The organism is Vibrio sp. SCSIO 43140 (assembly GCF_023716585.1).
Taxonomy (GTDB): Bacteria; Pseudomonadota; Gammaproteobacteria; order Enterobacterales; family Vibrionaceae; genus Vibrio; species Vibrio maritimus_B.
Map to the genome: position 1 here is coordinate 1,410,595 of NZ_CP071850.1, position 22,066 is coordinate 1,432,660.

The 22,066-nt window shown below is 45.7% G+C and carries 19 protein-coding genes; 11 read left to right on the forward strand and 8 right to left on the reverse strand.

Annotation, left to right across the window (positions count from 1 at the left end):
• Positions 1-225: 225 nt before the first annotated feature.
• The gene (locus J4N45_RS06640) at positions 226-555 is read right to left on the reverse strand and encodes a hypothetical protein (protein WP_252014201.1); all 330 of its coding nucleotides are present in this window, start codon (positions 553-555) and stop codon (positions 226-228) included.
• 179 nt (positions 556-734) lie between these two features.
• On the opposite strand from J4N45_RS06640, the gene J4N45_RS06645 reads away from it, so the two are divergent.
• The 4 genes from J4N45_RS06645 (at position 735) to J4N45_RS06660 (ending at position 3,318) form a co-directional block, all read left to right on the forward strand.
• Positions 735-1,097, forward strand: a complete 363-nt coding sequence (locus tag J4N45_RS06645; RefSeq protein ID WP_252014202.1) for a MerR family transcriptional regulator — start codon at positions 735-737, stop codon at positions 1,095-1,097.
• A 60-nt stretch (positions 1,098-1,157) separates the two neighbouring features.
• Positions 1,158-2,087 (forward strand): MBL fold metallo-hydrolase, encoded by a 930-nt coding sequence (locus J4N45_RS06650; RefSeq protein WP_252014203.1) that lies wholly within the window; start codon positions 1,158-1,160, stop codon positions 2,085-2,087.
• An 80-nt stretch (positions 2,088-2,167) separates the two neighbouring features.
• Positions 2,168-2,593: a phosphate-starvation-inducible protein PsiE gene (locus tag J4N45_RS06655; RefSeq protein ID WP_252014204.1), complete on the forward strand. Its 426-nt coding sequence runs from the start codon at positions 2,168-2,170 to the stop codon at positions 2,591-2,593.
• 47 nt (positions 2,594-2,640) lie between these two features.
• Entirely contained in the window at positions 2,641-3,318 is a 678-nt protein-coding gene (locus tag J4N45_RS06660) for a glutathione S-transferase (protein ID WP_252014205.1), read from the forward strand.
• A gap of 15 nt (positions 3,319-3,333) precedes the next feature.
• On the opposite strand, the gene J4N45_RS06665 is transcribed toward J4N45_RS06660, so the two are convergent.
• The gene (locus tag J4N45_RS06665; RefSeq protein ID WP_252014206.1) at positions 3,334-4,125 is read right to left on the reverse strand and encodes a CLCA_X family protein; all 792 of its coding nucleotides are present in this window, start codon (positions 4,123-4,125) and stop codon (positions 3,334-3,336) included.
• A 204-nt stretch (positions 4,126-4,329) separates the two neighbouring features.
• Between J4N45_RS06665 and J4N45_RS06670 the strand changes: the two genes are divergently transcribed.
• Both J4N45_RS06670 and J4N45_RS06675 read left to right on the forward strand, forming a co-directional pair.
• Positions 4,330-5,409 carry a protein kinase family protein gene (locus J4N45_RS06670; RefSeq protein WP_252014207.1) on the forward strand — a complete coding sequence of 360 codons (1,080 nt, stop codon included), beginning with the start codon at positions 4,330-4,332 and terminating at the stop codon, positions 5,407-5,409.
• 115 nt (positions 5,410-5,524) lie between these two features.
• Positions 5,525-7,399: a methyl-accepting chemotaxis protein gene (locus tag J4N45_RS06675; RefSeq protein ID WP_252014208.1), complete on the forward strand. Its 1,875-nt coding sequence runs from the start codon at positions 5,525-5,527 to the stop codon at positions 7,397-7,399.
• 40 nt (positions 7,400-7,439) lie between these two features.
• On the opposite strand, the gene J4N45_RS06680 is transcribed toward J4N45_RS06675, so the two are convergent.
• From J4N45_RS06680 to J4N45_RS06705, 6 genes are read right to left on the reverse strand one after another with little or no spacing between them, the layout of a single operon-like run.
• Positions 7,440-8,567, reverse strand: a complete 1,128-nt coding sequence (locus tag J4N45_RS06680) for an AI-2E family transporter (RefSeq protein WP_252014209.1) — start codon at positions 8,565-8,567, stop codon at positions 7,440-7,442.
• Entirely contained in the window at positions 8,560-9,246 is a 687-nt protein-coding gene (locus tag J4N45_RS06685; protein ID WP_252014210.1) for a potassium channel family protein, read from the reverse strand. The genes J4N45_RS06680 and J4N45_RS06685 overlap by 8 nt, the downstream gene beginning before the upstream one ends.
• A gap of 24 nt (positions 9,247-9,270) precedes the next feature.
• On the reverse strand, positions 9,271-10,149 hold the full coding sequence (locus J4N45_RS06690; protein WP_252014211.1) for an HlyD family secretion protein: 879 nt from the start codon (positions 10,147-10,149) through the stop codon (positions 9,271-9,273).
• Between the two features lie 11 nt (positions 10,150-10,160).
• Positions 10,161-10,364 (reverse strand): DUF1656 domain-containing protein, encoded by a 204-nt coding sequence (locus J4N45_RS06695; protein ID WP_128650040.1) that lies wholly within the window; start codon positions 10,362-10,364, stop codon positions 10,161-10,163.
• Positions 10,365-12,002, reverse strand: coding sequence for a TolC family protein (locus J4N45_RS06700; protein WP_503056853.1), 1,638 nt, complete (start codon positions 12,000-12,002; stop codon positions 10,365-10,367).
• A 13-nt stretch (positions 12,003-12,015) separates the two neighbouring features.
• Positions 12,016-14,208 (reverse strand): FUSC family protein, encoded by a 2,193-nt coding sequence (locus J4N45_RS06705; protein WP_252014213.1) that lies wholly within the window; start codon positions 14,206-14,208, stop codon positions 12,016-12,018.
• Between the two features lie 276 nt (positions 14,209-14,484).
• Between J4N45_RS06705 and J4N45_RS06710 the strand changes: the two genes are divergently transcribed.
• From J4N45_RS06710 to J4N45_RS06730, 5 genes are all read left to right on the forward strand, one after another.
• Positions 14,485-16,920, forward strand: coding sequence for a PAS domain-containing hybrid sensor histidine kinase/response regulator (locus J4N45_RS06710; protein ID WP_252014214.1), 2,436 nt, complete (start codon positions 14,485-14,487; stop codon positions 16,918-16,920).
• 257 nt (positions 16,921-17,177) lie between these two features.
• A complete protein-coding gene (locus tag J4N45_RS06715) occupies positions 17,178-17,855 on the forward strand; it encodes an ABC transporter ATP-binding protein (RefSeq protein WP_252014215.1) in 678 nt (225 codons plus the stop codon).
• Complete coding sequence (locus J4N45_RS06720) at positions 17,842-20,355, forward strand: ABC transporter permease (protein WP_252014216.1); 2,514 nt, start codon at positions 17,842-17,844, stop codon at positions 20,353-20,355. The genes J4N45_RS06715 and J4N45_RS06720 overlap by 14 nt, the downstream gene beginning before the upstream one ends.
• Positions 20,355-21,428, forward strand: a complete 1,074-nt coding sequence (locus J4N45_RS06725) for a lipocalin-like domain-containing protein (protein WP_252014217.1) — start codon at positions 20,355-20,357, stop codon at positions 21,426-21,428. The genes J4N45_RS06720 and J4N45_RS06725 overlap by 1 nt, the downstream gene beginning before the upstream one ends.
• Positions 21,429-21,596: 168 nt before the next feature.
• Positions 21,597-22,025, forward strand: coding sequence for a DUF3995 domain-containing protein (locus tag J4N45_RS06730; protein WP_252014218.1), 429 nt, complete (start codon positions 21,597-21,599; stop codon positions 22,023-22,025).
• Positions 22,026-22,066 lie beyond the last annotated feature (41 nt).

The window sequence follows — 22,066 nt, forward strand, 5'->3', positions numbered from 1 at the left end:
AGACTTAGCAGTTTTATTATTGTCTAACCAAGGAGAGCCTATGCGTAGAAAAGAACTAACACTATTAGTCGTTGCCTGTGTCTGTTTTCTCATCACTTTAGTTGTTGGGAAATGAACACTCGGTAAGCCTCTACTAAGAGGTCATTTAAGCAGTATCTGAGGCTCCTTTTCAGGTTTCTCGATACTGCTTTTTTTATGCGTGGCATCACTAGCGGTTTATCGAATTTAGCTAAAGTCAAAGGCGGGATACTTGATCTTTATTCTCCGCTGCTCAGACATAAGCCTTTTAAACGATAAGGTTTCGGTCAGGCTAATCACCGCCTGCTCATCGCTATCTTTTAATATCGTGCCAGCGATCGTGTCACTAGTCCCGTCATTGAATGAGATTTCACCCTGAAATATATACTCACTGTTGAGCCCATTTTCAGCAGTCGAAATGACTATGCTACTTTCTGCGATTTGTAGCACCTCAAAGCTCTGCTGGGACAGATTTAGTGTTGGCCGCTCAGGCGTCGGATAATTTAGGCGATAGTGTTGTCTTTGATTTTCACTCATGTTTAAAGTCTCGATAAATGCCACGTGCAAACAATCTAGGAAATATTTGCTGCTATTCGAGGTTTCTCTGACGTTTTCATTATAAATGGTAACTTGATCGCAGTTTTACCGCGCAAATAGAGCAGGGGGGCAGAGCAGAAATATAGTGATCCGCAATGAAACCAACCGAGAAAAGATTTATGCGTATAGGCGCTTTTGCAAAACAACATGAGGTGAGCGAGCGAACACTTCGTCACTATGAGTCAATTGGATTACTCCCGACGCAAGAGAGGGAAGGGCGCTATCGCGTTTTTAATCAGGATGCTCATTCGCGTATGCTCTTTATAGGTCGTTGTAAGCAGATCGGTTTGACCTTAGCCGAAATCGGTGAGCTCATTCAGTTTTTCGATGCACCAAAAGGCGAGCGCTGCAAAGCGAGCTTAAAGGTGATTGTGGAGAGGAAAGTGACCTTGTCACAAGAGATTGTTCAGAAACAAAGATTATTGGAGAGACTGAATAAGCTAGAGTTGGATGTTCAACAGAGAATTGATAATAGCTGTTGACTCTGACGTATACGCCAAACTTTATACTCCCGAAAAAACATCATCAAGTTAAGAGGGATTATGAAGATTTTAAAAGGACTATTTGCTCTTTTGGCCATTGTACTTGTTACATTGACAAGCTATGTATACAGGCTTACAGGTTACCCCGCAGAGATCAAACCCATAGAGCAAAACAAGCCAGCTCAGTTCACCGATTGGAAAGCTGCCCTATCAGGTGCGGCAATGGTCGACTATAAACTACTCCAGGTGGGTAGAATTGTCATGGACCGTAATCTGTTAATGCAAGGCGCCCCTGATTCTTATCCGCAACGTTACACCGCACTACCGGTACTGAGTCACTGGATTCGCCACCCTGTCTATGGCGAGTATCTCGTCGATGCAGGGTTTTCCAAGTCGTTCAAAAATAATAGTGGGGGCAACTATAACTGGCTGATGCGGACCATTGCCTCGCTTTCAGGTATTGAAAACAGCTTGGAGAAGTCCCTAGAGCTTCAACTAAACCACAAAGTTGGTCGAATAAACGGTGTAATGGTCACTCATTTTCACCCGGATCACTCCTCTGGAATAAGCGACCTGCCGACGGGCACTTCCGTCATTGCCGATGAAAAAGAGTATGACTTCATTGCTAGGCTCTCAAATACTGCGCTCTTTACTGAGGATTATGATTGGCACGGCATAGACTTCACGAAAGGCTCAAAGATAGCGCCATTTACAAGTGTGGTTGATGTGTTTGGAGATGGCGCCGTCTGGGCGGTATCGACGCCAGGGCATACCAAGGGGCATACTTCATATTTACTCAATACAACACAAGGCATTAAGTTTGTTGTCGGTGACGCCAGCCATTTCGGCTATGCCTATGACAATAACTATGCACCGGCAGCGCTAAGTGGCGAATTACGTCAGCAAGCCGCAGAAACCCTCGCTTCTATTAAAACTTTTGCATCACAGCATCCTGATATCAAACTGATATTTGGCCATCAGCTTCCCTAATGCGTTGCGTTAGCGGTTCATTGGCGAAATAAAAATGTGCTAGAGTAACAACATAACTAACAATAACTTATTAAAGTGTTATGCCTTCTCATTTACCAAAATCGTTTAGTAAGCCATTTCTAAAAATATTCCATGTATTAGAGGCTGTGCTGCTTGTCGCCATTACATTGGCGACCATCTACGCCATGGTCGAAGAGTTTATGCACGTCTTCACCGAGCGAAGAGTGCTATTGACCGATATTCTTCTCATGTTTATCTACCTAGAAGTACTCGCCATGGTTCAGCAGTTTGTGGTCAACGGTAAGATACCCGTACGCTACCCGATTTACATTGCTATGATGGCAATTGCTCGATACATCACGCTAGGAATGAAAGAGATGGATGCTACGCTCGTCGTATGGTTATCTGTTGCGGCATTCATTTTGGCCGCAGCAACTTTGATTATTCGCGCGGGGCATCATTATTGGCCTTACGTCGATAGAAATACCAAAGAGTCGGATGAATAAAAGCGAGTTATTCGTCTCCAAATCAACGAGTGCAGGAACGATTGGCAATGGACAGTGAAATACGCCCTATTTTATATTCGCTACATAACTGTCCGTTCGCAATACGAGCTCGTTTAGCCATTGTGAAGGCTCAACTACAGGTACGTATCCGAGCAATAAAACTCGATAACAAACCTGTCGAGATGCTAGAAGCCTCTCCCAAAGGAACAGTCCCAGTATTGGCTTTCGAAGACGGCAAGCCAGCCATTGAACAGAGTTTAGACATTATGGTTTGGGCGCTGAGACAGAGCGACCCAAACAACTTGTTGTATTCAGAAGATAGCTATGCACTGGAGCGAATGCTCTCAACAATCGAAAGCTTTGAGCATGATTTCGACCCTGCACTAAACGCGTTTGGATGTGCGAAGCGTTACCATGAAACCAACATGTTATCACTAAGGAAAGACTGCGAAGTGCAACTTGCTTTGCTTGAATCACGATTGTCTCAGCACTCTTTTTTGTTCGGAGAGAAAGAGAGTCTTGTTGATATTGCGTTGGTGCCGTTTTTGCGTAAATTCGCCCGCATTGATAAGCAGTGGTTCAGGGATGCGCCATATCCGAAGCTGCGTACATGGCTTAACAATTATCTGCAGAGCCCGATGTTTTCAAAGGTAATGGAAAAGCAGGAGTTATGGCTCGATCATCGTGAGGACGTTATTTTTGGTCGTTACAGTTTTAAAAAATAGCCAGCGTTGCTGTATCTAACGGCTCAGCGCTTCTCCGAGTGGGTGAAAGTAGGCTTTTAGTGCCTCGCTGATAATGTGTCGATGGGCGACATCAGGGTAAAGATGAATGTTATCGGAGTGTGTAGTTCCAGAGACTAGATACGCGTTTTCGATACCTGAACAAGACTCGACCACCGCCTCAAACGCACGTGCCATCATTTCGGTCGGCTGTGAAAAATAATGCGTTCCAACCGCTTTGTCTGCTTTCACACTTCGTGACACGTAGTCATGTCTGTCCTGCCCATCACTACTAAGAAATACCGAATCAAATACCTTCATCAATCTATCATTCAAAAGATGAGGGAAGGGCGTCGCATTTGCAAGCCAGCAATCACTCGCAAATAGAATGCGCTTTTGTGGACCGGAACGATCGCCAATATCAAAGGCTTTCTCGGCAATGTAATGGTCATAGGCGTGCCAAAATTCGTGGGCCAGTGCTCCCGCTCCCGCGTTCTTTGCTAAGGCGAGCTCTCTTTGATTTGGCGCATAGTGCGCTTGAACGCCCTTTCTCCCCCCAGTTCCAAATGCAAGGTTCAAGTTGCCACGTAAACCGACCGCCTTTGAAGGTAGAGCTAAAAAGAACGCAAGGTCCGCCAATGAATCGAAGATAAGGTTGGCAGCAAGATCTTTCTCTTCATTGTTTACCCATTTACCGACACGAATACTGCCGATACCAAATGTCTCTTTGATATCCAAAAAAGAGACCTGATCTCCGTGACGATAGTCGGGACCTTTTCGTGTACGGTACTTGAAGTTAGTCAGTTGCAATACGGGCCTCGGCTTTGTTGTTGAGCTGCTGCTTTAGGCACTGGGTGAGTTAAGGGGGCAACCAAGTATACATGATTCGTACGTTGGTGAAGGCGTACTGTTGCACTACCTTTTACTAAGCCCCCGTTAAATCACCTGAGGATGATATGAACTGTTCATGGTAAGTGTATGGTAAGACACTCATAGATGAACGGAGGCAAGGGAATGAATCAGCGTCAGAGAGCACAGCAACTATTCGATAAAAGCGGAAAGCCACTCATTGTCGGTGACAAACGTCATTGTCCTATCTCTCCGGGCGAGTTGGCACAAACGACTTCCGATTCACATTATGTCGTAGAAACGTTTGATAGTGGGCTCACGGCTGAAGTATTTCACATACGTATTGACGGTAAAGATTATACGCTCAAGAAAAAACGCCCCATAGCCAGAGTGCAGAACCTTGATGGTGAATACTCTTTCCTAAATGAAGTCCAGCGCCGTGCAGACTTTCACAAACTTAAAAACGATCCTACTACCGCGGATGATTTTCGCTGTATCGTTGAGACAGTCTACGCGGACTATCGGATCGGGATTATCTTATCTGAGTGGATTGAAGGGACTCCTTTTAAACCCACACCAAAGCTCCTTAACGACTTATTCTCTACGTTAGTCTCGTGTGAGCAAGCTGGACTCTTCGAATGGGATTTGTGTTCGGGTAACTTGCTGCTAGACGAAAACAACCAGCTCAAGCTTTTTGATTTTGGTTATATGTACCCATTTGAGCCGCGTCATGAGTTTAATAGCGATGGTATTAATGCGCCTCTATTTCAGTTCTGTGAGCGCTTTGAGACTCGGTTTTTTTCCGGTTGGGCACTGGATTACAGTGGGAATGATCAAGACCGGATTAGTGTCTTTCGAACGGTTAAGCAAGCTGCCCACATTGCCCTTGAAGCAAAACTAGCTTGGCTGAAGAAAGAGAATGGGAGCGATGAGGTTATAGCGCTAACGGTATCATTGAGAAATAGATATCAACAGGCACTGGACGACCGCGCTTTGTTGGAACAGCTTTACCTTGTTGAGATGTTTCGTTCCCACGTTTTAGATATAGAAGATGACCTTCATGGTAAGAGTTGCACTCCAATGACAATGAAGCGTGTACAGGCAGTTCTTGAGATGATCGCTCAGCACTTCACGTTATTGGAAGGTGAAGGAGCGCTGTTTTTCGATAACGAAGGGAAGACACAGCAAGAGCTCATCGACATCTATCAACACAAGCGCATTTTGGTTGAAAAATATCAGTTGTGATTCAGCAGTTTTGTAAAGGCCATTCAAGTAGAGTATTGGTTATATTTAATATAACCAATACTTCGTTTCTAAACGGTATATTGTTTGAAAATAATAGCTATTTACAAATATATCAATGAAGTTTCAGTCAAAAGTTGTTCTCACGTCTAGCCTACTATTTGTGTTTGTTGTGACATTAGTCGGCGGTGTGAATTACTATTTCACCAATCAAACCTTTAAAAAGCATACCGAACAAAACATCCAAGAGCTGACTAAAAGCATCAGTTTTACCATCGCCCATGAGCTGCTTGCCAAACGCGAGTTGGTGAAGTCTGTCATACATTCACTCAATGTTATCGATGCTACAAATACAGAATTGGCGCTCAAAACTATTACCGCGCCAGCATTAAAAAGCAGCTTTCAGGCGATTGGAATCGGTTACGAGAGCTCAGGTAATCTTCTGTCAAACAATAACTGGACGCCAGATAAGAACTACGATGTTCGGAGTCGGCCTTGGTATGTAGCAGCGACTAACGCTAGTGATATTGTCATCACTAAGCCTTATATCGACTCTTCGACTCGACAAATGATCATATCGGTAGCGTCCTCTTTGGTAGATATCGACAATCAATTGATTGGTAATGCCGTGTTTGATGTTTCACTCAGTCCGTTGGTCGGCTTGATGAATCAAACGGATTTGTTCGGCACGGGTTACATGTTCATGGTAACCAGCGATGGAACCATTATTGCTCATCCGAATGATACCTTTAATGGCCGTCATGTGACGGATTTTGCGCCTAATGTTGACGTTGAAAGCGGTGTTTCAGAAGTCATGATTGATAACGTTAATTATCTGATGAGCCTGGAGAAAGTTTCAGACTCAGATTGGTACGTAGGGGCTGTGGTCAACGAAAAACTCGCGTTTTCTGACTTTTCTCAACTTATCAAAAAGACACTGGCCTTCACCGCTGTCTTAGTCATCATTATCACACTTGTTCTATTCGTCGTAATGCGTCACTTGTTTAGGCCCGTGGGGGAACTCAATGCTGCTTTAAAAAATGTGGCTTCCGGTAAAGCGGATTTAACACACAGATTAAGAACGGATACCGATAGAGAGTTTGCCGAGTTAGCAACTCATTTTAATAAATTTGTCACCAATCTTCAGAGCCAGATTTCGGCATCTAAGGAGCTATCTTTAGTCGTAAAAAACCAGGCGATACTGACAAAGAATGCCGCACACGACACTGAGCATAATGTAAACAAGCAAATGGTTGAACTCAATGGTCTAGCTGCGGCAGTCGGTCAAATGACCGTAGCGGCCGAAGAAACGGCGCAAAGTACATTAGACGCTGCTCAGAGTGCTAATGATGCAAAGACCAATGTCTTCAATAGTGTTGAAGTTGTTAAAGAGACTGAGAGCAATATCGAGCGCTTATCAGATAACGTAGATTTGGTTTCGACCCAATCGGATACATTGGTAGAGAATACGAAAAGTATTGGCAGCATTCTTGAAGTGATCAATGAGATTGCCAACCAAACCAACTTGCTGGCTCTCAACGCCACCATTGAGGCAGCAAGAGCAGGTGAGGCAGGCAGAGGCTTTGCGGTCGTTGCTGACCATGTGCGACTTTTGTCTTTAAAAACTCAAGAGGCAACCAAAGAAATCCACACTAAGATAGACCAACTTTTGCTGACCACTGGCTCAATGTCGAAGGCGATAGGAGTTAGTGAGAACAACGTCAAAGATGCTGTGAGTTCAGCGCGGGCAGCGACACAGTTACTCAATCTTGTGCAGCAGAATATTGAAAATATCTCAGTGTGTACCGGGCAGATTGCCACTGCGGCCGAAGAGCAAAGCAGTGTCTCCGTAGAAGTGAGTAGAAATACACAGCAAATCAGTAAACTTAGCCAGCAGGTCACCGTACAGGCGGAAGAGACGAACAGTCATATGAACATACAACTGGTTGAAATAGAGAAGCAGCAGCGAATTTTGCAAGGCTTCAAATTGTAGTAGGAAAAACAAGCGGGGCTCTTAGCCCCGCTTTTCGTGTCTATATCCTGTAGTTCTCAGCGCTCTCAGCTTGCTCTGGCTGTTCTGAAAGCTCACTTTGCGATTCGTAGTTTATCCAGAATAAGAAGAGTTCGTACCAAATTGCTAGAACAATAGCACCTAAGAACAAACCGATGATCCCAGCAAACAACATGCCGCCAATAGCACCGATTAGGATGATTGGCATTGGAACATCGACACCTCGTCCCATTAACATCGGTTTGAGGAAGTTATCCGACAGGCCACCTGCTAATGCCCAAATCGTGAAGATAGTTGTACTGGTGCCATCGCCTGTGGAATACACATAGAAAATGACTGGGGCAACAATCAGTAGGGCTGGAAGTTGCGCGATACATAGGATGAGTGTTGCTAGTGTCAGCAAACCTGCGGCAGGCACTTGGAATACAAACATCGCCGCGCCGATGATTGCAGATTGGATAAAGGCGACACCTACCACACCAAGTAACACGCTACGAATCGTCGCTGCCATCAGGTTCGCCCACTGTTCGGCCTTTTTACCTACCGCTCGAACCGCAACGGTTTCGAGTGCCCCCGATATTTTCTCTGCGTGCGCCATAAAGCCGCCAGCGATCGCGAGTGAAATAATAAACATGATCAAACTTGTTAGTGCGCCGCCAAGAATTGAGGCGATGGTACCAAGGAAGCCTTTTATTTCAGGTAAGAATTGCTGAATGCCTTTTTCGAGGTTGGTCGCGAACAAGTTCCAAATGCTATATAGCTTGTCACCAATAATTGGTATCTCGGTAACTTTCGCAGTGGGACCTGGGATCTTTATTTCACCACCCTGAAGAACTTCGGTTGTATGTGCGACACCGTCATAGATTGATCCGGAAACCAATACAAACGGAATAACTAACACTGAAATGCCAATCAATGCAACAAGCGTTGAGGCTAGACCGCGTTTACCTCCTAACGAACGTTCAAGCTTTTTCGTTAAAGGTAGCAGTGCAACGGCAATAATGGCCCCCCATAGCACTGGGATAATAAATGGCTTAATAATGTCGTAGGTAAAACTGAGTAAAAGAACGAGTAAGCCGATCCGAATGGCCGACTCCACCATATTATTGACAAAGAGCTTGCTTTGACGTTGTTCGGTTTGTCTATCCATTGTTTTTTTCCCTGTGTTCCAAATTTGCACTGACTAAACTCGACACGACGATGGCCATATAAAATACGCCGACGATCGCTTCTAAATACACCACTACTTGTGCCAGTGGACTGATTGGGCTGATATCACCATAGCCCAAGGTTGTTAACGTTACGAAACTGAAATAGGCTGCGTTTGAGAAATTTTCTCCCCACGAAATGGCTTCTAGTCCAGTAAATGCATTGGGTGAATATTCAATGATTATTAAATAAACGATAGCCCACATTAGACCGAGCAGCAGAAATAATGCGACTGAGCCCACCACTTTATTGGTATTCACTTCACCATGGAACAGCACTTGTTTCGCTGTCGACTTAAAGGTGCCAAAGAAAAAGCTGAAGGTGAGAGCGAGCATAAGGACATCCATCTCACGAATATCAAAGATCAGTTTTACTAACGTGGCGATAACCCAGCATGTTGCGAGAGTTTTTAAAAGTCGTGACCAGTTCTTGTCAAAGCGCAGGCTGGCAAAACAGACGATAAAGACCACGATAATAAATAACTGCAACACTCGATCTATCCATCCACTACCAACTACTTCAGCAAGACCTGAGCTGATGAGTAGAGCGACGAGTGCAACGGTTAAGTAGAAGAAGTTGTTTCCTTCATTGATGTTTTCAAGCCGTTTTCCCACTTTCATTTTATCTGTCCTTGCTCAATGACATTATTCGTTCTGTTCCTCTATTACCATGATAGAAGCTGATAGCCCAAATCGTAGGTGCACGCCTTCTGGAAGTTCATTTAGAGAGATTCGAACTGGAATACGCTGAGCCAGTCGGATCCACTGGAATACTGGATTAACGTTTGGCAGCAAGTTGTACCCGACCGTGCCATCTTTAGGTGCGATGCCCCAACCGATTGAGTCTACCGTCGCGTCAATGGGCGTGTCAGGGTGGGACATTAAAGTGACTCGAGCCTCGCTTCCTGGTTGTATCTGAGGGAGTTGGTTCTCTCTAAAGAAGCCGAAGACCCAGAAGCTGTTTTCATCAATGAGCGCTACTAAGGGTTGGTTGGCCACGGCTTGAGTGCCGGTTCGTATGTCGAGGTTTGAAACAAAACCATCTACAGAGGCGACAACTTTGGTGTAGCTCAGATTGAGCTTAGCTGATTTGAGCTTCTCTTCAGACGCTTTGATTTTTAGAAGCGACTCTTGATAGGAGATCTCTCGTCTAATTAGGTCTTTATGTGAGACTGCGCCTTTGTCTTTTTTACGAATATCGAGCAATCGGTCGTACTCAATCTTTTTTCCTTTAGAGCTAATAATCGACTGCTGAAGAGCGACCTCTGCTTGGGCTAACGCCACTTGGTAGGTTTCTGGGTCGATTTCAAACAGTAAGTCACCTTTGTTCACCCTTTGGTTATCGATTATGGCGACATTGACTATTGGTCCCGAAACACGAGGTGCCACTTTAATAATGTTGGCTCGAACTTGGCCATCTCGGGTCCATGGGTTGTTGAAATAGTCTTGATACTTTTGGTATCCAAACCAAGCGGCTCCACCAAGGAGAATGAGGTTTAGGATGATGATAATCGTCTTCTTCATTTAAGCGGCTCCTAAAACCTGAGAATAAAATGATCGATCGCCACTACATACATCACGACGATGGCGAGAAAAGTGAGTGATGGAAACGCAACAAAACGCGCCAGCTTGGTTTTGTTCATGATGATGACGGTAATCCAAGTGGCAATAATTGCCATACACACGACGAGTAACAGGGGGGAGAAATAAACGTCGCCCCAAGCGAGTTCATGTGGCATTTATTGGCCCTCCTCAGTGGTGGCGGAGGCTGACTCATCGGTACCCGTCGTGACGGGTGCCCCTGTCCTGATGGTAAGAGGTGGGAGTACCGTATTTTCTTCGTCTAACTGAGTGCCCCAGTCGATGCGTTCTTGCATCTTTTGGATATTGTCGGGCGAGACAAACGCTTGTCCTGATTGAACCTGCCAGCCGCCACCCAATGATTTGTATAGGGCGACGACCTGATTGGCGACATTGCCTTTTATTTGGGCGTAGCTATCTTCGCTGCGCGTCATCTTTTCGACAGAGTTCAGCAGACGCTCGAAGGAGATTTGACCGTTCTCATACTGTGTTAAAGAGATATTGAATGCTCGAACAGAGGCGTTGACCGATTGTAGCCGTAGCGCTTTTTGCTCTACATAGAGCTCATACGCTTCTATTGCATTAGTGACTTCCTGCACTGCCTGAAGCACTTTCTTGTTGTAGTTGGTCATCGTTTCTTGGAAGCGCGCATCTTCGAGACGAATGTTATTCTTTACCCGCCCATATTGAAAAATGTTCCAACTAAATGCAGGACCAGCGACGAGCGTCAACGAATCATTGAAGCTAAAGCTGGAACCTGATGGCACCGAACTATCGATACCGATAGAGCCAAATAGAGAGAAGCTTGGATAAAGGGCCGTTTCAGCGACACCAATTTGTGCACTTTGTGCGTGGGCCTGCAATTGCGCAACTTGGAGATCAGGACGCCTCATGACCAAACTGGCATCAATCGTTGAGTTTAGGGCAGGCGCCTCAGGTACGATTGAGCCATCTTCATTCTCGGAGATCAGCGACTTTGACCCCGATGAACGAAAACGTTGCTCATACTCCGCAAGCCTTTGCGTCATGCCATCTTCTAACAAAGGGTCCACTTGCTCTGGCAGTATGCCAAGTAATACGGCAAGTGCGTTTCTAGCTTGTAGCATGGCTATTTCAAGTGCGGGTAGGGCAGCTTTGGTGGTAAATAGCTGGTTTCGTGCTTGTTGGACATCGAGCTCGGTGACGTTACCAGACTCGAATTGGACGCGAGTAATATTGACCACTCGCTCCTGAATCTCAATGTTTCTCTGAGAGAGCAACATGCGCTCTTGGAACGAGCGATAGTTAATGTAGTTTCGTGCGACTTCGGAAGTGATGGTTACGAGTATGTCGTTGTAGGATGCGATAGACGCGTAATAGGTGGCTTGGGCGGCTTCGATTCCGCGCGCGTACTTACCCCAGACATCCATTTCCCAACCTGCATCGAAAGTCAGTGCCGCATTATTAAAAGAACTTTCACTCACATAAGCTCTTGCTAGATTACCCGACACAGTTTGTACCTGTGGGTAGCGCAAGCCATCAGCAATCCCAAGGACAGCTCTCGCTTGTAAAATTCTTAATCCGGCAGCTTCAACATCGAGATTTTGTTTAGCTGCGCGTTCGACAAATTGATCAAGTGTCGGATCATTAAACTGCTGCCACCAGTTGGCCGTCGACGCAGTGCTCGATGCCATTTCACTGTCACTCCATGACTGAGGGAGCGCGACGTTACTACCTGGCTCAAACTCTGGACCCAGCGTCGTGCAGGCAGTCATTATCAGTGTTGTGAAAGAGGCTATTATCAGCCGATGAGTCATCATTATTTTATCCCTAAAATCGATGCATCTTGAGATTGTCCAGATCGATACCTTGACTGGCTTCCTCAACATTCTTTAGTGACTCATACAGGTTTCTTTTTAGGTGAAGAAAGAGATAAAAACCTGCGATGTCATTTTTGTTTACTTGGTCCAAATCGAGCGACTCAAAGAAAGCTTCCAGTGCTTGTTCGGCTTTTGTGTACTCTTGCTCAGCGTTGTCAAAATGGTCACCACTATCTGGCTTCGCCTTGCCATGAACTTCTACCAAGCTCGGCAGAACCGTGTCGATATGCGTCTCTCTAAGCTTAGTAATCAATGAGTTATTTTTCAGAATTGTTTGTGCCGCAACCAGATTGTTGGCGTGTCCCATTAACACCCCACAGCGTTTGGCATAGAGAACTAGTTGCTCTTGAGTGTTGTTGTTGAAGTAACTGACATCGACCTTACTTGCCCACAGCAATAGCTTCTTGGACGCCACATTGGCGGTTTTCAAATGCAGCGCGAGCGTTAAGCGCGTCAACCAAGTAGGTTTAAGGTTTTGCATTGTGAGTAGCAAGCGATAAAGGTGGAAGAATAGTCGCTGTCGGACGGCCAAGAAAAGATGTTCTGCCTTGCTAGAAAACGGGAAGTAGTGAGAAAACACAATCATCAGCACCACAAGGTAGAACAGCGTTATGATGGTTAGAATGATGCCAAAGTGATAGGTCATGGTGTTGTCTATGCCCAACACAAACATCCCTAACATAAAGAAGATGGTGATAGGTCCTTTAAACAGATAAAAACCAACAAAGGTATAGATAAATAAGAACAGCGCTAACTCAATACCGAGCTCTAGCTGTGGCAAGATAAACACATAGGCTGGAATGGCAAACAGAAAACCAAAAGTAAACAGAAAACCAAGTGCTTTGGGGTGCAGCGGCATAAAAGAGAGCACCGCCATAAAAATCGTCGAGAAGATAACAAAGCTATAACCACCAGGAGGGTTGAACGCAATCCAAAGCCCACCTGCGACCCAATAAGTGACAAACACCTTAATGGCTGTTTTAAAGTTCTCAGCGTCCCACCACAAAAAAGCACTTTGAGAGGGTGCGAGCTGTTCTTTGAAAGAAACAGTCTTAGTGATGGAGTCAATACAGCTTATTGATTCAGCAAGTTTGCTGGCGTTGTCGTAGAGTCGATTTAGCAGGTAGCCTAACGTTAAGACAGAGGCTCGCGTCAGGTGGTCGCTGCCAGATAGTTTTTCTTCATTAGCCTTTAATTTATTCTCTTTGAATCGGAAGGTCTCTCCGGTTTCCGGCGAAACTAAAAACTGTTGGCTTTGCTGCAAAAGATGATCGATTTGTTCAATGAAAACGGGAAAATCAGAGAGGTAATTTTCCGTGTCATTGTGGTTAAAGCGTGCATTAGAGGCAGTGGCGAGTAGTTGCGTTATCTTCTGACTATGGTGAATCACCAATCTCCATTCTTGAAGATAAGCCGCGATCTCACTGCTTTCTTTTTTGACCACACTGAAACGCTGTTCAAGTGTGCTTTGAGCGGTAAATAGCTTTTCAATAAGCTCATCAAGCGAGGGGCTCGCTTCTTCGGTAGGTTCATGTTCAGTTTCATTGTCACTGGAAGACGCATCTGCCGCAGCGGAAGTCTCAGGCTTGATCATCCCCGGAAGTGATTCCGAGATTTGGGTAAAGGTTTGCTGCTGAATTGACAGCGTCTCTTGTAGTAATGCCGATAGGTTCTGCTCGGCTTTGCTTGGGAAAAGATAGACACCCACCAAGGTATAAGTTACCACCCCAAATACCGTCATATACGCTCTATCAACACCGTACAGAAAGGCACCTTCGGCATCGCCGCCGTTGGACATCATCAAGGTCATCACTGCGGTGAGCATGAGTAGAGTAGGGTCACTTTGATAAGCGTTTCGGAAATAGAAAATAAACGAGACCACAATAGATACGCTAAACATATACAGAAAGCGGTCTTGTGCAAAAGCGCCAACTAAAATGAGACCTACCACCGCGCCCACTATAGTTCCAAGCACCCTTAGCGTTCCTTTTTCGAATGACTCACGCTGACTCCCCGTCGATGCAATAAGCATCACGGTTGTTGCCGCAGTAGAAGCTTGTGGCCATCCCATAGCAAAAGGTATGAGATAGGCGAGAGTAAGACCTAGCGCCACTTTGGTGGCAAATCGCGCTTTGCTATTCATCGTCCTTGATTTTAGAGATATTCCCTTAGAGAAATATAGACGCTAAATGGTGACTTAGGAGGGTAAGGTAAAGAAAATTAAGAAAAATTCTTTAGGTCTTAAGATGTGATTAGTTGCCTGTTTGGCATCGATGAGTGACGCAGTAGAACTTGACGTGCGGGCAAGCGGTATTTGCCCTAAGTCGTTAACTATCCGAGGGCTTTTAGGGAGGTAGTTCTTTATTTCCACGTAAAACCTCCTAGATTGATAGTAGCGGACTTAAAAAAGGGATTTAAAGTGCCAACACTCAAGGGGCTAAGTGGAAGAACACTGGTATTCATCTACACCGTTTTCGTGATATGTGTATTTACTGTCGCATCCATCGTTATTCTGGGGCGAGAGTCTAAACATGCCATAGATTATCTTCAAAACTCAGGCACAAAGTTAGAATTACAAGCAGCCAAGCTGTTCGTAGAAGAGTATTTGGATAATGCAAAAGCGCGTGTAAAACTTGCTTCCAGTAATAATGACATCATCGCTCTATTGGAGGGTGAAAGTGAGGTAAATATCGATGCTACGCTTCATCGATATGAAGGAGACAGTCGCTCTGTTCTGTTTGCCGTTTTTAACAAAGAGAGAACGGTTCTTTTTGAAGATAAGTTTCGTCACCCTTCACGTGCCAATGAGAACCGCATTTTTGATTCCATGAAGCAGCAGGCTTCTGACTTGATTACGCCACCTCCCGTCTACCTGCTTCACAATGACACAGACCATATATGCATTAAGATCTTCATGCCAGTAATGAGTGAAGGTCGCTTTATTGGGATGGTTTTTGGTGAAACGCCAGTCGATTATGATGAACTGTTTGGAGACCTGATTGATCCAAAAGAGCGCTGGTATGCGCTTACACAGGGCAGCGTATCGGATTATATTAATCAAAATAATCTTGATTCTTGGCTGGTCAACAACACGCAGATTGCAACGGCGGGGTTGACGCTGATGCAGGGGATAAATCCCGATTTCCTTAAGCTGCAATCTGATAGCTTTATGAGTTACATCTATGACGCCATCGCCGTGGTCATGGGTATCAGTTTCTTATTTGTTCTGTTTGCAGGAAACAAGGTTCTTGTGAACCCGCATCGAGAGCTCGAAATATCTCAAAAAGAACTCGCGACCAAAAACAGTGAACTGATTGAACGAGAGAGAGAAAGTAAGATTCTCGCGACCGTGGTGAAAGCAGCGCGAGATGCTGTGGTGATCACGGATAGGCATGGTGCTATTGAATGGGTAAATAGAGCGTTTGAAGAGATGACGGGGTACGCTTTAGAAAGTGTTCAAGGTAAGAAACCAGGTCAGTTTCTACAAGGTGATAAAACGGATGCCAATACCGTGATTCGGATAGCAAAGTCTTTGTCGCAGGGCCTACCAATCAAGGCGGAGATCCTGAACTATGATTCCAAAGGAAATGAATACTGGGTTGATATAGATATTACCCCGATAACGGATCAAGATGGCGCAATTGACCGGTTCATTGCCATCGAAAGAGACGTGACTGAATACAAAAAACTGGAAAGCAAACTCATGGCTACTGCGAAAGAGGCGAACGCCGCTAACGAAGCCAAGTCAGCTTTTCTTGCCACGATGAGTCATGAAATACGCACACCTATGAATGGTGTGCTTGGTCTAACACAAATACTCGAAAAAGAGATCACTGACCATAAGCATAGGGAAGCGCTTCAGCTAATTCTTAGTTCGGGAAATCATTTGATATCCATTTTGAATGATATTCTAGATATCTCAAAAATCGAGAATCAAGCGTTGGTTTTGGAACACTCGCATTTTAAGATGCAGGAGATACTGTCTCCAGTAAATAATACCTATCAAAGCTTGTGCTCAGAAAAAGGGCTCCTGTTCGAGATAGTCGACAACACAGATCCAAATAAACAGTTTATTGGCGATCAGGTCAGGCTAAGGCAGATATTGCTCAACTTAGTCGGAAATGCGCTAAAGTTCACCCAAAAAGGGAGAATAACCGTAACGGTATCAACACCGCTTCAAGGAGAGTGTGAACTCACGGTTCAAGATACCGGTATTGGCATCGCACCCGATCGAATTGATAGTGTCTTTGAAAAGTTCGAGCAAGCAGAGACGTCGACGACGCGTCAGTTTGGCGGCACTGGGTTAGGGCTCTCTATCGTGAAAAGTCTGACGTTGCTCATGGGCGGAGAGATAAACGTATCTAGCCAACTTGGCGTGGGCTCAACGTTCACCGTTAAGCTACCTCTTTCATCTATTGTCGAACAGAGCGAACAGTTGTCTCGCCTTGATCCAATCAACGCCGATTTTTCTGTTTATAAAGTACTTTTGGTTGATGACAATGCGATAAATCGTATCGTTGCGGGTAAGTTCTGTCAGTCTTTGTCGATTGAGGTAGAGAGTTGTTCTAACGGTGCAGAATGTTTAGAGATGTTCGACCCGTCTAAGTTCAACCTAGTGATACTAGACAATCATATGCCTGTTATGAATGGACCAACCACCGCCGCAGAACTCCGAAGAAAGTACGGTGATAGTATTTTCATTTTTGGTTGGACTGCAGATGTGATCAGCGAGAATAAACAAGAGTTTCTAGATAGCGGTGTGAACACCGTCATAGCCAAGCCTTTGGTCAAAAAGGACTTTGAAGAAGCATTGCTGAGTTATTTAGATAAACTAGAGATAAAAAAAATCTCGTGATTTCGTTAAGCACTACCATCACACCTTGACGAACTGCCGCCGCTCGAAAGCAGTGCTCAAGCTTACACGAGTGCAATAAACTTGACGCTTTGAGGGCTAGGGTTTCGCCTAACGCCTCTCTGAATAACTAGGGATAAGCATTTGTCTTTCATGTCACACTTCCTATCCAATTAGTGAAATAAAACCATAGAGTTACGTGGTCTTACGACTAAACTTCTACGTATCAGGTAGCGACCGTCTTGATAAAAGGGGAAGGTATGGCGAATGACTCGCTGGTTTCACTCAAAAACGCAGTTAAGCAGTTCACCGATGGTGTGGAAGAGCACTCGGTGCTTAATGATTGTCATTTAAAGATTGAGGCAGGATCGAGCACTGCGTTGATGGGCGCGAGTGGCAGCGGTAAGAGTACCTTGATGAACATTATTGCTGGCTTTGAGCCGTTAAATGCTGGTCAGCTTTATCTCGAAGGACAAGACACCACAAACTGGCATGACAAACAGTGGAGCCATTTTCGGATACATAAGCTTGGGGTGGTGTTTCAGCAGTTCAACTTACTGACTCCACTCAATGTAAGACAAAACATCGCCTTTCCACTCTCATTAGAGGGCAGAGGCTGGCATGATTGGTGTGATTACCTTGTTGAGACTTTAGGGCTGGCGAGCTTGCTTGACAGACATGTTGCCGCGTTGTCTGGAGGGCAGCAACAAAGAGTGGCCATCGCGAGAGCACTTGCGAGCCAGCCAGAACTGCTGCTTGCGGATGAGCCGACAGGGAACCTCGACGAGCAATCTGGCTTAGAGGTCATGGAGCTACTTTCCACTATCACAAATCAAGGCAACACAGCGATTGTCTTGGTGACGCACAGCGCAGAATGCGCAAGCTTTATGCAGTCTCGTTTGCAGCTTATTAACGGGCAGTTGTATGAAGCGAGCTAGTGTTCACCACCTTCTTGTTGTGCTGCGTGTATACAGCAAGCACTACTTTCAAGCGCCATTACAGGCAGCATCTATTCTCATTGGGATAGTGTTGGCCGTGATGTTGTTTGTCGCAGTGCAGGCGATAAACCTCAATGCTAAACGCAGTTATTCCGATGCAGCAGAGCAGCTCAGTCTACCGGCGCAGTATTTTATAGTGCCACCCAGTGGTCAGAAGCATATCGACAGCCAGCTTTACTTCTCGTTGCGCAGTGCTGGAATGAGCGAGTCTCTTGCGGTGTTAGAAGGGCGAGTGCGCGACGAGACGGGACGCCGGTTTTCAGTACAGGGCAGTGACATTGTTGCGGCAGTAACAGCAACAATGAGCCGGACAGCGAATCGCAACGACTCAGAGCGTGAGAAGAGACAAGATGTCTTTTTGTTTGATGGAAATTTACCCTTAACGAACATGCTCATGGGGGAGCCCATCGCCTTGGTGAGCTCTGCCCACTTTGAGCAACTGGGCAAACCGAGTGTTTTGCAACTCGATAATGCTGAGACACGTCTTTTAGCGGTTCCCGATGAGTGGCAATTGGGCAATCGGATGCTGGTGGACATCAGCTTTGCCGAAAGATTGCTACAAAAACAAGGGAAACTGAGCTATATCGCAGTATTTGATGCCTCTCGTGAACGCTTTGATAGTTGGTTAGAGATAATAGGAAGCCAAGCTCAATGGATAGAGAATACGCAAAGCTCAGATCTCGCTTCGCTTACTGATAGTTTTCATTTAAATCTAACGGCTATGAGTATGCTCGCGTTTCTTGTGGGGCTATTTATTGCCTACAATGGCGTCAAATACAGCTTACTCAAAAGACGCAGACTCTTGGTACAGTTGCAGCAAGCGGGCGTGACCGCAAACACTGTGTTTTCTGCTCTGTTGGTAGAGCTCGCGGTCATGGTGTCACTGGGCTCACTGCTTGGTTTTGTACTGGGAATGCAGCTCAGTCACTGGCTTCACCCGACCGTCGCGCTGACCTTAGAGCAGCTCTATGGGGCAAAGCTGTTACCCGGTACATGGCATTTGAGTTGGTTACTCCAAGCACTGCTAATCACGCTAGTCGCAGCGCTCGGTGCGTGTTGGCATCACTTCAAGGGAAGTGTTCAGCAGCCACTTTCTATTCACAGTGGATTTTACGCGCTACCCGCACCACAAAATACGAGTCGTTTATTTATTGCAGCTCTGATACTGACTTTTCTTGCTGTCATTGGCCTATGGCTAAGTAACCATTTTCGAGTCACTATGCTTTGGCTTGGTTTGCTTATTGTCGCGACGCCTTTGTATCTTCCCAAAGGCTTATTGGTACTCAGTCATAGGGCGGAAAAGGTGTTTTCGGTTGGCTTGAAACACTATCTGGTTGCAGAGCTCAAGGAGCTTATTGCTCCACTGTCGCTTGCGATGATGGCTTTGCTACTAGCGATGACGGCGAACCTTGCAATGAATACCTTAGTCGTGAGTTTTGAGCACACCCTGAAACAGTGGCTTGAGCAGAGGCTTCATGCTGACATCTATATAAGTCCTGCACAAAGTGAAATGGAAGCGATTCAAGGTGCGCTTAGTGAAATGCCAGGCGTCTCGGCTATTTATACTCAGAGCTACACTGATACCAATATCGAAGGCCTACCCACTAAACTCGGTACAAAAGATAACAATACTCTTGAGGAAACCATGGTTGCGAAGTCTATGGTTGATGGATTTTGGTCGAACTTTTACCAAAACCAGATGGTTGCGATCAGTGAACCGATGGCGGTGAAGCTCGGTTTATCGCTTGGCGATGAAGTCCTGGTTCCCGAGCTATCATCAGTGGTGGATACCCCACTTCAAATCGGCGCTATTTTCTACGACTATGGCTCCCCGACAGGAGAGCTTTTGATTTCACCTTCGCTCTGGCGAGACGCTGGTTTTTCATCAGTGCCAACCAGTCTAGGGATCCAAACGGAGCTAGACAATGATGTCATGCGCCAGCAGCTTATCGAGCGCTTTGGCTTGAGTGACAATCAGCTCTATGATCAGCAAGAAATCAAAACGATCGCATTGCAAATCTTCTCTCAAACTTTCGCGGTAACCAAGGCGTTGAATGGCGTGACTTTACTGGTGGCGGTTATTGGGCTGTTCAGTGCCTGTTATATGTTGATTGAAGCTCGCAAAGCTGCCATTGCAAGACTTTATGCGTTAGGTGTTAGAAGCGCCCAGCTTTTGATGATGGTCGTGATGCAAATGGTGCTGTTAGTCTGTTTTACACTCTGTTTAGCGTTACCGCTTGGCGCTTTAGTTGGCTATGTCTTAACCGACGTCATTACCCTCCGTGCTTTTGGCTGGAGTCTGCAATTTGTGTGGAGTTGGAGTGATATAGCGATGCTCTGCTTCGTGAGTATTATTACCGCATCAGCAGCCACGGCGTTACCCCTGTGGCGCTTAGTGTCTAAACCCGCTATGTCGAGCCTACAAAGCGAGGTGTTGTAATGCTGAAACCATTAAGCGTAGCTTTGTTAGCGCTGACCTTAGTCGGTTGTAAGGAGAGTCAACCACAAGGTTTTGGCTCTTGGTTGGGAGAAGATAGTGGGGCATTTACTAAGGTCTCACCTGAAACGCAACTCCGTTTTCCAGAAGACCACCAAGCACATGAAGACTACCGATATGAATGGTGGTACTTCACCGCAAACTTAGTCACGTCTGAAGGTGAAACATTTGGCGTTCAGTGGACTCAGTTTCGCATTGCGCTGGCGTCAAATGGCTCTGCTAATCAAGGCTGGGAAACCAGTCAGCTATACATGGCGCACAGCGCGATCACCAACTCTACTCATCATTTAGCTGCCGAAAAATGGTCTCGTGCTCATCCTAAGATGGCAGGGGTGGCTAAGTCACCGTTTCGTGTTTTTCTCGACGATTGGCAATGGCGCTCTAACTCTGATGAGATGTTCCCAGCGTCATTGAACGTAGCTACAGAGGAGTTCAGTTACTCGCTTAATCTTGTTAGTGAATCGTCGTTTCAACTTCAGGGTGAGCAGGGCTACAGTGTCAAAAGCGCGGATGGTTCAGTTGCTTCACATTACTATAGCCAGCCTTTTATTGATGTCGAAGGCACGATTACCTTCAAAGGTGAACAACATAAGGTGACAGGGCAGGGTTGGATTGATAGGGAATGGAGCCCGCAGTTTCTGCTTGGTTCACAGCAAGGGTGGGATTGGTTTGCGCTTAGACTCGACAATGATACGAGCTTGGTGGTATTTCAGTTGAGAGACAGTGAGACTGGCGATGCGAGTTATGCCTATGGTCAACTGATGCGGCGTGACCGCTCGGGAATTTCAATATCATCGCATGAGCTTACACTCAAAGCTATAGACACGGTCTCTATTCAAGGCTCTGACTATCCCACAGTATGGCATCTTGAGATACCCAGCCATGAGATTACTTTAACGATAGAGGCGCTCAATCCTTTGGCGAAAATGCCTCTGACCGTCCCTTATTGGGAAGGACCCGTTACCATAGAAGGGACTCACCAAGGTCGCGGATACATGGAGCTGACTGGCTACTAAGCATCGCTTAAAGTGCTACAAGCAAGTTTCAAGTGATATTTATGTGAATGCAGCCCATGACACAAACATGGGTGTAAAGGAGCGTAAAACTATTGCTGATATTGGAAAGTGCATAGTGGAAGAGTAAAACGAAAGTCAATCCCACATTCACTCTCTAGAGGAAACTCAATGCCTTTACTCATTGCTTTCACTATTTCTGGCATTCTATTCGCAATCTCACTGATACATGTTTATTGGGCTTTTGGCGGCAAGAAAGGCGTCCATCTAGCGATTCCGGTCGTCGAAGGTAGCAAGGCATTCACTCCGGGTGCGTTGATCACTTTGCTTGTTGCAGCCGCTCTTGCTGTTTTCGCGTTATTGTCTCTCAGCTTGACTGACGCAATAGCAACACCTCAGACACTCAAAAATTATATTGAGTGGATGGCATTATTCGTAGGCGCAATTTTTGTTCTCAGGGCGGTGGGAGACTTCAACCTAGTTGGTTTTAGTAAGAAAAACCAACAAGGCCAGTTCGCTCGATTGGATACATGGCTTTATTCACCGCTATGTCTTTGTGTGGGGGCGGGTTACTTCTATCTTGCATGGGGAATGAAATGATGGATAGAGCACAATGTAGCGAGTGGTGATATTAGCTCTCT

Bases quoted from the DNA above. Each gene is read 5' to 3' on its own strand.
- J4N45_RS06640 (WP_252014201.1), bottom strand. From the start codon at position 555: ATGAGTGAAAATCAAAGACAACACTATCGCCTAAATTATCCGACGCCT.
- J4N45_RS06645 (WP_252014202.1), top strand. From the start codon at position 735: ATGCGTATAGGCGCTTTTGCAAAACAACATGAGGTGAGCGAGCGAACA.
- J4N45_RS06650 (WP_252014203.1), top strand. From the start codon at position 1,158: ATGAAGATTTTAAAAGGACTATTTGCTCTTTTGGCCATTGTACTTGTT.
- J4N45_RS06655 (WP_252014204.1), top strand. From the start codon at position 2,168: ATGCCTTCTCATTTACCAAAATCGTTTAGTAAGCCATTTCTAAAAATA.
- J4N45_RS06660 (WP_252014205.1), top strand. From the start codon at position 2,641: ATGGACAGTGAAATACGCCCTATTTTATATTCGCTACATAACTGTCCG.
- J4N45_RS06670 (WP_252014207.1), top strand. From the start codon at position 4,330: ATGAATCAGCGTCAGAGAGCACAGCAACTATTCGATAAAAGCGGAAAG.
- J4N45_RS06675 (WP_252014208.1), top strand. From the start codon at position 5,525: ATGAAGTTTCAGTCAAAAGTTGTTCTCACGTCTAGCCTACTATTTGTG.
- J4N45_RS06680 (WP_252014209.1), bottom strand. From the start codon at position 8,567: ATGGATAGACAAACCGAACAACGTCAAAGCAAGCTCTTTGTCAATAAT.
- J4N45_RS06685 (WP_252014210.1), bottom strand. From the start codon at position 9,246: ATGAAAGTGGGAAAACGGCTTGAAAACATCAATGAAGGAAACAACTTC.
- J4N45_RS06690 (WP_252014211.1), bottom strand. From the start codon at position 10,149: ATGAAGAAGACGATTATCATCATCCTAAACCTCATTCTCCTTGGTGGA.
- J4N45_RS06695 (WP_128650040.1), bottom strand. From the start codon at position 10,364: ATGCCACATGAACTCGCTTGGGGCGACGTTTATTTCTCCCCCCTGTTA.
- J4N45_RS06700 (WP_503056853.1), bottom strand. From the start codon at position 12,002: ATGACTCATCGGCTGATAATAGCCTCTTTCACAACACTGATAATGACT.
- J4N45_RS06705 (WP_252014213.1), bottom strand. From the start codon at position 14,208: ATGAATAGCAAAGCGCGATTTGCCACCAAAGTGGCGCTAGGTCTTACT.
- J4N45_RS06715 (WP_252014215.1), top strand. From the start codon at position 17,178: ATGGCGAATGACTCGCTGGTTTCACTCAAAAACGCAGTTAAGCAGTTC.
- J4N45_RS06720 (WP_252014216.1), top strand. From the start codon at position 17,842: ATGAAGCGAGCTAGTGTTCACCACCTTCTTGTTGTGCTGCGTGTATAC.
- J4N45_RS06725 (WP_252014217.1), top strand. From the start codon at position 20,355: ATGCTGAAACCATTAAGCGTAGCTTTGTTAGCGCTGACCTTAGTCGGT.
- J4N45_RS06730 (WP_252014218.1), top strand. From the start codon at position 21,597: ATGCCTTTACTCATTGCTTTCACTATTTCTGGCATTCTATTCGCAATC.